At 68.1% G+C, this 13,051-nt stretch carries 5 protein-coding genes and 2 pseudogenes; 3 read left to right on the forward strand and 4 right to left on the reverse strand.

What is annotated here, in order from left to right:
* Positions 1–125 precede the first annotated feature (125 nt).
* From ACWDNU_RS36070 to ACWDNU_RS36080, 3 genes and pseudogenes are all read right to left on the reverse strand, one after another.
* Positions 126–2,045: a thioesterase domain-containing protein gene (locus ACWDNU_RS36070; protein ID WP_449672176.1), complete on the reverse strand. Its 1,920-nt coding sequence runs from the start codon at positions 2,043–2,045 to the stop codon at positions 126–128.
* Positions 2,046–2,078: 33 nt separating this feature from the next.
* Positions 2,079–3,422 (reverse strand): annotated as a pseudogene (locus ACWDNU_RS36075) (acyltransferase domain-containing protein); the annotation flags it as partial.
* Positions 3,405–9,620 (reverse strand): annotated as a pseudogene (locus ACWDNU_RS36080) (SDR family NAD(P)-dependent oxidoreductase); the annotation flags it as partial. The pseudogenes ACWDNU_RS36080 and ACWDNU_RS36075, both read right to left, overlap by 18 nt.
* A 201-nt stretch (positions 9,621–9,821) precedes the next feature.
* Here ACWDNU_RS36080 and ACWDNU_RS36085 point away from each other — a divergent pair.
* From ACWDNU_RS36085 to ACWDNU_RS36095, 3 genes are all read left to right on the forward strand, one after another.
* On the forward strand, positions 9,822–10,505 hold the full coding sequence (locus ACWDNU_RS36085; RefSeq protein ID WP_370934866.1) for a PIG-L deacetylase family protein: 684 nt from the start codon (positions 9,822–9,824) through the stop codon (positions 10,503–10,505).
* 65 nt (positions 10,506–10,570) lie between these two features.
* Positions 10,571–11,863 (forward strand): nucleotide sugar dehydrogenase, encoded by a 1,293-nt coding sequence (locus ACWDNU_RS36090; RefSeq protein WP_370934865.1) that lies wholly within the window; start codon positions 10,571–10,573, stop codon positions 11,861–11,863.
* 11 nt (positions 11,864–11,874) lie between these two features.
* Positions 11,875–12,834: an NAD-dependent epimerase/dehydratase family protein gene (locus tag ACWDNU_RS36095; protein ID WP_354735143.1), complete on the forward strand. Its 960-nt coding sequence runs from the start codon at positions 11,875–11,877 to the stop codon at positions 12,832–12,834.
* Between the two features lie 59 nt (positions 12,835–12,893).
* Here the strand turns inward: ACWDNU_RS36095 and ACWDNU_RS36100 are convergent, their stop codons facing one another.
* Complete coding sequence (locus ACWDNU_RS36100; RefSeq protein ID WP_378405504.1) at positions 12,894–13,037, reverse strand: LuxR C-terminal-related transcriptional regulator; 144 nt, start codon at positions 13,035–13,037, stop codon at positions 12,894–12,896.
* Positions 13,038–13,051: the final 14 nt, after the last annotated feature.

Genomic DNA, 13,051 nt, shown 5'->3' on the forward strand with positions numbered 1-13,051 from the left:
TTGTCAAGGCATCTTTCCCGCCTTGACAAGCACCCCCGCGCCGTAGTCACACTCAAGCTTCGGGGTGGTGGCCCCGCCCGGGCGCAATGTCGCCGCCAGGCGACGAGCCGCCCGCGAGCGAGAACTCAGAGACTACCCACCCACCCCTCAACAGCCTTAGCCGTAGTCTCCACATCCGCATCAACAATACTGAAGTGATCCCCGGGAACAGTCACCACGACATCCGCCCGATCCCAGGTAGTCCGCCACAACCCAGGATCCTCCTGAGCCCGATCAACGGAATCCCCAGCGGTGACAAACCGCCGATCCGGCCGAACCAACACCACCGGCGCGGAAATCTCAGGCAGCTCAACCCCGTCCAGCAACCCGAGATAATAAGCCATAGCAGTCAACTTATCCCGATCAAACGGCCCGAACTGCTCCTCCCGCTCAACCATCCCCGCGGCCATATCCCGAACCGTATCCCCAGCATCCCCGCCGTCCATCGCATAGGTATCAAGCAGAACGACCCCAACCGCCCCAACCCGGGAAGCCAACGCATACGCCAGCACCCCACCAGATGAATGCCCCATCAATACGAACGGCCCATCCCCGGAAAGCCGAACACTCTCCGCCAACACATCAAGCAACGCGTCAAGATCAGCAGGCAACAACTCCCCCGCCACGAACCCAGGCGTAGGCAGAGCAGCAACCCCACGCACCCCGCGGAACCGAGCCGCGAGCTTCGCGTATTGATATGCCCCGCCCATCCCAGCCGGAGTAGGCACCGCCAGCAACCTCACCTCAGCAGGCCCCTCAGCCAACTCCACCGGCCGCGGCTCCTCCGAAAGCTCACCCACACCACGGAAAACTGGCCGCAACTTCGCAGCCGCCCCCAGCAACGCGAGACCGTTCTCGACCTGTCCACCCCGGACAGCCTCAAAGAACATCTCCGTAACCGGATCCCCGCCAGTCTCAACCGCAGGCCCAGTCAATACGCCGAGCAAATGCCTAGCCAACCCCGCCGGCGTCCGGTGATCGAACGCAACCGAAGCAGGCAACGAAACCCCAGCCACCCCACCGATCCGATTCCGCAACTCAACCGCGGTCAGCGAATCGAACCCGATCTCCAGGAAGTGCGCGTCCTCGTCAAGCTCAGCAGAATCGGCATACCCAAGCAGCCCAGCAACCTGCTCGAGCACAAACGCCAGCAGCCCCTTCTCCGTGAGCTCCAACTCCGAGACATCGTCAGCCACCGCACGCCGCTTCTTCACCACAGTCTGCCCGGCCGAAGCAGCCTCCGGAGCCACCAGCTCCCGTAACGTCACCGACTCCGCCGAGGCAACCGCCCGCCCAGAACGATCAGCGAACAGCACCGCCACCCGATCATCCCCCACCGGAGTCACCCGAACCCGAAGCTTCGCCGCCCCAGTAGCGAACAACCGGAAGTCCCGCCATTCCACCGCATCCCCGCCGACAGCGGACAGCGCGGCATCAAGCACCACCGGAGACAACCCGAACCGCTCATCCGGAGCGACTTCAATCTCCCCGAACACCACCCCGTCAACCGCCCAAGCAGCATCGAGCCGTCCAGCACTCACCGGCTCCGCCCCAGCAGGCGGCCACTGGCCGATGCCCTCCGGCTCGCCACCGTCATCCACCGCCAGCAGCCCCTCGGCATGCCGCGTCCAGACATCGTCGTGTCGCGAGTGGACAGTCACCGGGCGCTGCCCAGCCTCATCCGGCTCGCCCACCACGATCTGCACGTGCGCAGAAGCCAACGGCGACTCCACGGTCAACCGCACCACGCGTCCGCAACCGACCTCGTCGCCTGCCCGAGTAGCCAGCTCCACAAAGCCAGCCACCGGGAACGGCTCACCAGCAGGCAACGTCCCGGTCAGCACCACAGTGGACGATCCAGCAACCGTCAACGCAGGCCCGAACAACGTCGCAAGCCCAGTCCCGGTGGCCCGCCGAGCCTCCATGTCCACCGACGGCCAGTACCGCGTCCGATGGAACGCATACGGCGGCAACGGAACGCTAGCCGCAGACCGCCCGGCGAACATCCGCCGAACATCCAGCCCCGCACCAAGAACGTGCAACTGCCCAGCCGCCAGGAGCGTCGAAGCAACCTCACCACGATTGCGTCGAAGCACCGGAACGAACTCAGCGTCCTCGATCACCGCCTCAGCAGCCGCGGTGAGCACCCCATTCGTACTCAACTCGACAAAGCGAGTCGCCCCCGAAGCCTGCACCGCGTCCGCAAACCGAACCGTGTTGCGGCAGTTAGCCACCCAATGCGCCGGATCGGACAGCTCGTCCGTCACCTCGGCACCAGTGACCGTCGAGACCACCGGCACAGTCGGCGTCGCGAACGTCAACTCCTGCGCGATCTCTTCCAGCTCTTCGAGAATCTCGTCCAGCAACGGCGAGTGAACCGCACAATCGATCGCCAGCCGGTTAGTACGCCGGCCAAGCTTCTCGAAGTGCTCGACGATCGACTGAACCGCACCGTCCACACCGGACACCACCACCGCCCGTGGCCCATTCACCGCGGCCAGCGCAACGTCGTCGCCCAGCAACGGCCGCACCTCGTCCGCGCTGGCCTCGACCGCGACCACCGCACCGTCCCGCGTCTCCGCCATCAGCTGACCCCGGTGCGCGACAAGCTTCACCGCATCGTCCAAAGAGAACACCCCGGCCAGATGCGCAGCCGCGATCTCCCCGACCGAATGCCCGACAAGCACGTCCGGCCGCTGCCCCCACGATTCCAGCAGCCGGTACAACGCCACTGAGAAAGAGAACACCGCGGCCTGACTGAACTGAGTCCGGTCCAGCAACTGTGCATCCACCGACCCAGCCTCAGCGAACATCACCGCGTGCAGAGACCGACCGAGATGCTGATCGAACTTCGCCGCGACCCGCTCCAACTCATGCGCGAACACCGGGAACGCAGCGGACAACTCCGCGCCCATCCCTGCCCGCTGGCTACCCTGCCCCGGCAAGAGGTACGCAGTCCGCCCGCCAGAGCGAGCACGCCCCGTCACCGCAGAGTCCGAAGTAGACAAAGCCGCCAGCGCCGCGCGAAGCTCGGCGGCGTCCGAGCCGACCACCGCAGCTCGATGCGAGAACAACGGCTGACGATTCGCCTGCGAGAAAACGACATCCATCGTCGGGTACGCGTCGAGGTGCGCCAGCAACGCCCGAGCCTGATCCGGAAGCGCCGCCGCAGTACGAGCCGAGAACACGAGCGGCGGCAGCACCCCACCGGAATCAACCGTCTCAGCCGCTTCCGCCACAACATCGGGAGCCTGCTCCAGAATCACGTGCGCGTTGGTCCCGCTGTACCCGAACGCCGACACCGCGGCCCGACGCGGCCGATCCACCTCGGGCCAATCCCGAGACTCGTCCAGCAGCCGCACAGTCCCGGCAGCCCAGTCGACATCGTGCGTCGGCTCGGTGACGTGCAAGGTCGACGGCAACACTCCGTGCCGCATCGCCTGCACCATCTTGATCACCCCGGCGACACCCGCCGCTGCCTGAGTGTGCCCGATGTTCGACTTCACCGAACCAAGCCACAGTGGACGGTCCACCGACCGCTCGCGACCGTAAGTAGCCAGCAGCGCAGCAGTCTCAATCCGGTCTCCCAGCGGAGTACTCGCGCCGTGACCCTCGACAGCGTCCACATCGGACGCCACCAGGCCAGCCGCCGTCAACGCCCGCCGAATCAGCTTCTCCTGCGCCGGAGCACTGGGCGCGTTAAGACCATTGGAAGCACCGTCCGCGTTGACCGCACTGGACTTCACCACGGCCAGCACGTCGTGCCCGTTGCGCTGCGCGTCAGACAGCCGCTCGATCACGAGCACCCCGACGCCCTCGCCCCAGCCAAACCCGTCCGCTGCGGCCGAGTACGGCTTGCATCGACCGTCCCGAGCAACCGCACCATCAAGGAACTGCGCAAACGGCGCCGGCGAAACGAGCGCCGAGACCCCCGCGACCAACGCGAGCGAGCAGTCCCCACCACGCAACGCCTGGGTCGCCTGATGCAAGGCCACCAACGACGACGAGCACGCGGTATCCACCGACACTGCAGGCCCTTCGAGACCGAACGCGTACGCGACCCGTCCCGAAACAACGCTGCTCAACGCACCAGACCCGCGGTAGGCCCCGCCGCCCTGTTCGAGCGCGTCGCCCGGGTCGTAGTCGGACTGCATCACGCCGACGAACACCCCGGTCGTGCTTCCCTTGAGCGCCAGCGGATCCACCCCGGCGTTCTCCAGCGCGACCCACGACGACTCCAGCAACATCCGCTGCTGCGGGTCCATCATCACGGCTTCGTTGGGGCTGATGCCGAAGAACGCGGCGTCGAAGTCGGTGGCGTCCGGCACGAACCCGCCGCGCGGCGTGCCGCCGTCGGGCGCGACCTGCTCCAGCCAGTGGTCCATGTCCCAGGCGCGGTCGGTCGGGAAGTCGCTGGTCCCGTCCTGACCAGCGGCGACCAGCTGCCACAGTTCGTCCGGCGTGGTCACGCCGCCGGGGAACCGGCAGGCCATGCCGACGATCGCGATCGGCTCGTCGCTGCCCACGACGGTGGTCTCCGGCCCGGTCGCGTCCGCGTCCAGGTCACCGAGCAGCTCGTCGTGCAGGTGCGCGGCCAGGTCGCCAGCGGTCGGGTGGTCGAAGACGAGTGTCGCGGTGAGGCTGAGGCCGGTGACCTCGTTGAGCGTGTTGCGCAGCTCGACTGCGGTCAGCGAGTCGAAACCAAGGTCCTTGAACGCCCGGTCGGCGTCGATCACGTCCGTCGACGTGTGTCCCAGCACCGCCGCCGCGTGCTCGATGACCAGGTCACGCAGGTGGTCGAGGCGCTTGTCGGCGGGAAGCCGGACCAGTTTGCCCAGCAACGAGTCCGTCCCGGCCTCGCGGTCGGCTACGGTACGCCGAGCCGCCGGGACCAGGCCGCGCAGCAGGTCCGGCACCGCGCCTGCCTCGCGCCACGCGGGCAGATCGAGCTTCACCGGCACGAACACCGTGCCCGTCGACCTGACCGCGGTGTCGAACAGCGCTAGGCCCTCCGCCGCGCTGAACGCGCCGAGCCCGCGCTTGCCGTTCGTTTCGCCAGCCATCCCGGCCGCCGATTCCCACATGCCCCACGCCAGCGAGTGCGCCGGCTTGCCTTCGGCACGACGGTGCGCGGCGAGAGCGTCGAGGAAAGCGTTTGCGGCGGCGTAGTTCGCCTGGCCAGGAGCACCGAGCACCCCGGCGGCCGAGGAGAAGGTGACGAACGCTTCGACGTCGCCGACGAGCTCGTGCAGATGCCAGGCGGCGAGCGCCTTCGGGTTGAAGACGCCGTCGATCCGCTCCGGAGTCATCGACGGCAGCACACCGTCGTCCAGCACACCGGCGGCGTGCACCACCGCGGCGACCGGGTGCTTCTTCAGCAGCCTCGTCACCGCCCGGCGATCGGTGAGGTCACACGCAGCGACAGTCGTTTCCGCGCCGAGTTCGGTCAGCTCCGCGACAAGTTCCGCAGTGCCGGGTGCCTGGTCACCACGCCGGCTGACCAGCAGCAACCGCTTTGCGCCCTGCTTCGCGAGGTGCGTGGCCACGATCCGGCCAAGCGCCCCGGTACCGCCAGTGAGCAGCACAGTTCCAGCAGACCAGTCGACCGGCTCCCCCAGCTCCGGCGTCGCCCGGACGAGACGCGGCACGCGCACCTCGGCACCGGACACCCGCACCACCGATTCGTCGGCCGCCGCGATGGCCGCGAGCTGCTCGTCGGTCGCGTCGCCCTCGACGAGCACGATCCGCCCCGGGTTCTCCACCTGCGCGGACCGGACGAGACCAGCCACCGCAGCCCCGGCGAGGTCGTCGCCAGTCACGACCAGAAGCTTCTCTTTACTGTCCGACTGCAGTTTGGACAGTGCACTGTGGACGGCCTTCTTTGCCTTCGCCGCGTCATTCCCGGCCTTCGCCGAGTAGACCTCGTAGGTCGCCTGCGCATCCGGCAGAGTCGTCGGCACCCAGTCCACTTCGTACAGTTCGTCCGAACCAGTCGGAGCCGCGGCCGCCAGCTGTTCCTCGCTGATCTGCCGCAGCTTCAACGTGCCGACTCGCGCGACCGGTGCCCCGGCGCTGTCCGCAAGACGCAGCTCGACGGCCTGCTCACCGGTCGGTCGCACGTGGACACGCAGCGAGGACGCGCCCGTCGCGAAAAGCTCCACTTCGGACCAGGCGTACGGCAGTGTCGTCCCTTCCCCAGCCGCCGCGCTGAGCCCCACGGCGTGCAGGGTCGCGTCGAACACCGCCGGGTGCAGGCCGAACGCCTCGGCCCCGATCCGTTCCTGCTCGGGCAACGCGATCTCGGCGTACACGTCCTCGCCGCGCTGCCACGCCGCCTGCAGCCCCTGGAACACCGGCCCGTAAGCCATCCCGTGCTCGGCCAGCAGGTCGTACATCCCCTCGACATCCACCGTCTCAGCACCGGTCGGCGGCCATTCGCTGAGGTCGAAGTTCGTCCCGGAGGCCGCGGCCGCGAGCGTGCCGTCCGCGTGCCGGGTCCAGCCGACGGCGGTGGCGAGATCGTCGGGTCGCGAGTGGACACTGATCGGCCGGGTCCCATCGGCGGCCGGCGTTCCGATGCGCACCTGGATACGCGCGGCACCCTTCGCAGGCAGCACGAGGGGCGCGTGCAGAGTCAACTCCTGGACGCGGCCGCAGCCGACCTCGTCACCGGCGCGCACGGCGAGTTCCACAAAAGCCGTGCCAGGCAACAGGATGGAGCCACCGACGGCGTGGTCGGCCAGCCACGGATGCGTCGCCGTGGACACGCGACCGGACAGCACCACGCCGTCCGCGTCGGCGAGCAACGTCGCCGCGCCGAGCAGCGGGTGGTCGACCGGGTCGAGGCCCATCGACGAGACATCCCCGGATTCGGACGAAACCTCCAGCCAGTAACGCTGGTGCTGGAAGCCGTACGTCGGCAGGTCCGCCCGGCTCGCACCCCGCGAGGCGAAGTGCGCGGACCAGTCCGGCACCACGCCGCGGACGTGCAGCGTCGCCAACGCGGTCAGCAGCGCCACGTCCTCGGGGACGTCACGACGCTGGCCCGGCACGGCAACCGCGTCACCGGCGGACTGCGGGACCACGGCGGTCAGCGGCGCGTCCGGGCCTAACTCGAGGAACCGGTTGATGCCGTCAGCTGCGAGCGCGCGAACCGCGTCCGCGAATCGGACCGGCTCACGGACATTGCGCACCCAGTACTCGGGGTCGGTCAGCTCGGCGTAGACCTCTTCGCCGGTCACGCTGGAGATCACCGAAATCGTCGGCTGCGCGTAGGCAATGCTCTGCGCGACGGCGCGGAACTCGGCGAGCATCGGCTCCATGAGTCGCGAGTGGAACGCGTGCGAGACCTTGAGCTGCGTCGTCCGCCGTCCGGCGTCGCTGAACTTCGCGGCCACGGCTAGGACGGCGTCCTCAGCACCGGACACCACCACGGAACGCGGCCCGTTCACCGCAGCGACGTCGACCGTCCCTTGTGGATCGTGCTCCGCGACCTCCTCCGGAGTTCCTTCGACGGCCACCATCGCGCCGCCCTTCGGCAACGCCTGCATCAACCGTCCGCGAGCGGCGACCAGCTTTGCCGCGTCAGCCAACGAGAACACGTCCGCGCAATGTGCAGCGGCGAGCTCACCGATCGAGTGTCCGCACAGCGCGGCCGGAGCAAGACCCCACGATTCGACCAGGCGGAACAGCGCGACCTCGAACGCGAACAGCGCGGCCTGGGTGTTCGCGGTCTGCGCCAACGCGTCCGCGTCGCCGTCGACCACCGCGCGGATCGGCCGGTCGAGATGCCGGTCCAGCTCCGCGCACGCCGCCGCGTAAGCCTCGGCGAAGACCGGGAAGACCTCCAGCTGACGGCCCATCCCGACTCGCTGAGATCCCTGTCCGGAGAACAGGAACGCCAACGACGCCTCACCGCGTGCCAGGCCGCTCACCGCGCCCAGCTCACCGTTCGCGAGCGCGTTCAACGCGGGCAGCACGTCCTCAATGGACTTCCCGATCACGGCCGCCCGGTGGTCCAGGTGGGTCCGCGACGCACCCAAGGTGGCGGCGACGTCAAGGAGTTCCAATTCCGGTTGTGCCGCAAGGTGTTCAGCCAGCCGCGCCGCCTGCGCCCGCAATGCCTGCGGCGTCCGGCCGGAAACGACCACCGGGATCGCTGCCTCGTCGCGCGGATTCTCAACGGTTTCGGGCGCGGGCGCTTCTTCAATGATGATGTGCGCGTTGGTCCCGCTGAGCCCGAAGCACGACACCGCACCGCGACGCGGCTGTTCCCCGCGCTCCCACGGCCGGGCCTCGGTCAGCAGCTCGACCTTGCCGGAGGCCCAGTCCACGTGTCGAGTCGGCTTGTCGACATGCAGCGTCTTCGGCAGCAGGTCGTTGTTCAGCGCCAGCACGATCTTCAGCACGCCAGCAACACCGGACGCGGCCTGCGTGTGGCCCACGTTCGACTTGATCGACCCCAGCCACAGCGGCTCTTCGCGCTCCTGGCCATACGTCGCGAGCAGCGCCTGCGCTTCGATCGGGTCACCCAGCTTGGTCGCGGTGCCGTGCGCCTCGACGACGTCGATCTCGTCCGGCCGCAGCCGCGCGTTCGCCAGCGCCTGCCGGATCACGCGCTGCTGCGCGGGCCCGTTCGGCGCGGTCATGCCGTTGGACGCGCCGTCCTGGTTGATCGCGGTGCCGCGGACGATCGCCAGCACCGGGTGCCCGTTGCGCCGCGCGTCGGACAGCCGCTCGACCAGCAGCATGCCGCAACCCTCGGACCAGCCGGTACCGTCCGCCGAGTCGGCGAAGGTACGGCAACGGGCGCTGCGAGCAAGCGTTCCGTCAAGGGAAAACTCAACAAACGTACGCGGCGTCGACATCACCGAAACACCGCCGGCGAGCGCGAGTGTGCATTCACCGTTGCGCAGCGCCTGCACCGCCAAATGCAGCGCGACGAGCGAGGACGAGCACGCGGTGTCGATGGTCACCGCGGGTCCTTCGAGCCCGAAAGTGTAAGCGAGGCGGCCGGAAATGACGCCGGAAGAGCCGTAGCTGCCCTGATAGTTGTGATACATCGTGCCCGCGAAAACGCCGGTCGGGCTGCCCTTCACCGAATGCGGCGCGATCCCGGCGCGCTCGAACGCCTCCCAGGACGTTTCGAGCAGCAGCCGCTGTTGCGGGTCCATCAGCAGCGCCTCGCGCGGGCTGATGCCGAACAGATCGGCGTCGAAATCGAGCGCGTCGTGCAGGAACCCGCCCTCGCGCACATAACTCGAACCCGGCCGTTCGCCGGTCGGGTCGTAAAGGCGATCGAGGTCCCACCCCCGGTTCGACGGGAACTCGCCGATCGCGTCGACGCCCCCGGACAGCAGTTCCCACAACGCTTCCGGGGTGCCCGCGCCGCCGGGAAGCCGGCAGGCCATCCCGACGATCGCGATCGGCTCCCGTGCGGCTTCGGTGAGCTTGCGGTTCTTTTCGCGCAACCGCTCGGTTTCCTTCACCGAAGCCCGGAGCGCACCGACCAGCTTCTCCTCGGAGTTGCCCACGTGCCCACGTTCCTTCCGCGTCGCATGCTCGCCCGACGTCGTGACGATACGAGCGCGCCCGTGCGCGGACCCACCCCTAACGGCCCCTGCCGCGCCGGTCGCGCCCGCCCGGCCAAGGTCCGCTTTAGACGGTCTTTAGGGGTTGTCGCACGCACCGGCGGCTGTCAGATTTTGCTGGCGTTCCAAGCCATTTCGCACGGCTCGTTTCCGCTGGGGGTTTCACCGCCCGGACAAGGACTGGGGAATCGTATGCACACGTTGACACGCAGGCTGCTGGTGGTGGGAGCCCACGGCGACGACGAAACGCTCGGCGCGGGCGGGACTATCGCCCGGCTCGCCGACGAGGGCGTCACCGTTTCGCTTTGCATTCTCACCAACGACGACGGTTCGCGTTCGGCCGCCGGCGCCGAGGTCACCAATCGCTCCGACGCGATCGAACTGGCCGCGAAAACGCTCGGCATCGAGCGCGTGCGAGTCCACGAATTCGGCGACAACCGGCTCGACACGGTCAGCCACCTCGAACTGAACCAGGTCGTCGAGCGCGAGGTCCGCGAATTCGAGCCGGACACCATTTTCGCCACGAGCATGTGCGACCTGAGCACCGACCACGCGCTGGTCAGCCGCGCCGCACGGGTCGCCGGACGGCCGGGCAAGGGCCCGGTGCGCGAGGTCCGCACCTTCGAGATCCGCTCCGCCACCGACGTCGGAGAGGCCTCCGGGCTGCCGGTCACGTTCCGGCCGAACTGCTGGCAGATTCTCGACGAAAGCCACCTCGAACGCAAAATCGAAGCGCTGCGCGCCTACGGCAAGGAACTCGAGCCGTGGCCGAATCCGCGCAGCGAACGCGGCGTCCGAGCCCTGGCCGAATACCGCGGCTCGCAGGTCAGCGCCGGCCTCGCCGAAGCCTTTGAAATCGTCCGTTCGGTCCGATGACCGCGTTTTCTCCCGCTTTTCCCGCTCGCTTTTCCCACAGCCCATCCAGAAACGGGTGACCAGGAATGACCAGTACTGTCGCTGAATTCGAGACCATCGCCGAACGGAACGAACTGACGTCGGTCGCGGTGATCGGGATGGGCTACGTCGGCCTGCCGACCGCGCTCGGCCTGCACGCCGGCGGCGTCGGCGTGATCGGCATCGACCTGTCGCAGAACCGCCTCGACTCGATCCGCACCGGCGAGGTCGACCTCATCGAGGCCGACCACCGCAGGCTCGAGAAAGCCGTGCACCAGGAGGACTTCCAGCTCACCACGGACTCGGCGCGGATGGCCGAGGCGGACGCCGTGCTGGTGTGCGTGCCGACTGGTCTCGACGAGTACCTGATGCCGGACCTCGGCCCGCTCGAGGCGGCGTGCGCGGCACTGGTCGCGAACGCCCGCCGCGGCCAGACCTTCATCCTCACCTCGACCAGCTACGTCGGCACCTCGAACCGGCTGCTGGTGAAGCCGCTGGTGGCCAAGGGATTCACGATCGGCCGTGACCTGTTCGTGGCGTCCAGTCCGGAGCGGATCGACCCCGGGAACGTCACGCACACCCAATCCGAGACGCCGCGAGTGCTGGGCGGCGTGACCCCTGTGTGCACCGCGATGGCGCAGCGTGTCATCAACGTGCTCACCCCGAGCGTGCACTGCGTCAGCTCGCCGGAAGCGGCGGAGATGACCAAGCTGTACGAGAACACGTTCCGTGCGGTGAACATCGCGCTGGCCAACGAGTTCGCGGAGATCAGCGACGGCTTCGCGATCGACCCGATCGAGGTCATCGACGCGGCGGCCAGCAAACCGTACGGCTTCATGGCCTTCCACCCCGGCCCCGGCGTCGGCGGCCACTGCATCCCCTGCGACCCGCACTACCTGCTGTGGCAACTGCGCGCGACGCAGAGCAACGCGCCGCTGGTGACCCAGGCGATGCACGCCATCGCGGAGCGGCCGAAGCAGGTTGTCGACCGCGTACTCAACACACTGTCGCGCGAAGGCAAGGGCATGGCGGGTACGCGCGTACTGGTGGTAGGCGTGACGTACAAGCCCGGTGTGCAGGACGTGCGTTCTTCGTCCGCGCTCGACATCCTCGACCTTCTCGCCGCGAAGGGCGCGAAGGTCGGCTACTACGACCCGCTGGTCCCGAACGTCCGGGTCACCGGCGGTTCGCTCGACACTGTCCCGGAGCCGGAAGGCCAGGACTGGGACGTCGCGCTCATCCACACCATCCAGCCGGGCCACGACTACGAATGGCTCGCCGACTGCCCGACCGTCATCGACGCCACTTATCGCTTCGACCGCGCGCTCTTCGCGAACTGAAAGGAACTACAGTGCGTTACCTCATCACCGGAGGCGCCGGGTTCATCGGCTCCCACCTCACCGAGCACCTGCTGGCCCGCGGCGACGAGGTCGTCGCACTGGACAACCTCAGCACCGGCACCCTGGACAACCTCACCGGCTTCGCCGGACACCCCGGATTCCGCTTCGTGCGCGGCTCGATCACCGACCCGAACGCGGTCGAATCGTGCATGGCGGGCATCGACGCGATCTTCCACCTCGCCGCCGCGGTCGGTGTGTTCACCATCCTCGACAAGACCATGGACAGCCTGCGCACCAACCTGCACGGCACGGAGAACATGCTCGACGCGGCGCTGCGCCACGACGTGCCGATCCTCGTCGCGTCCACGAGCGAGATCTACGGCAAGAACACCGCCGACGGCCTGCGCGAGGACGACGACCGGATCATCGGGTCGCCGCTGAAGAACCGCTGGTCCTACGCCGAGGCGAAGGCTCTGGACGAGACGTTCGCGCACCTGTACGCGGTGGAGCACGGCCTGCGCACGGTGATCGTGCGGCCGTTCAACACGGTCGGGCCGCGCCAGACCGGGCGCTACGGCATGGTCATCCCGCGTTTCGTGACGCAGGCGCTGGCCGGCGAGCCGATCACGGTGTTCGGCGACGGACAGCAGACCCGCTGCTTCTGCCACGTGCAGGACGTCGTGCCCGCGCTGGCGGACTTGCTCGCCGACGAATCCGCGTACGGCAAGGTGTTCAACCTCGGCAGCAACGAGCAGACCACCATCTCGCAGCTGGCCGAGCGCGTGATCGGCGCGACCGGGTCGAGCAGCACCATCACGAAGGTGCCGTACGAGGAGGCGTACGGCGACGGGTACGAGGACATGCAGCGGCGCATTCCCGACTGCACCCGCGCGTACAACCAGATCGGCTTCGTGCCGACGCGTTCGCTGGACGACATCATCGAAGCGGTGGTCGCTGACCGTCGATCCTGACCTGTTCTCGGTTCCTGCTCCGATGAAGGGCCTCTTGCGGATTTCGCGCGAGAGGCCCTTCACGCGTTTCGGAGCTTGACGTAGACGGCGCTCAGGTGGCCGGCGGCGGTGTTCGCGGACACTCCCAGTACCTCCGCGATCACCGCCACCGGCATGCCCTGCGCGGCGAGTTCCGCGACTCGCAGCTCTACGTCGGTCAGCACCCTTGCTCCCCGCA

It is taken from the genome of Amycolatopsis sp. NPDC003676, from assembly GCF_053587275.1.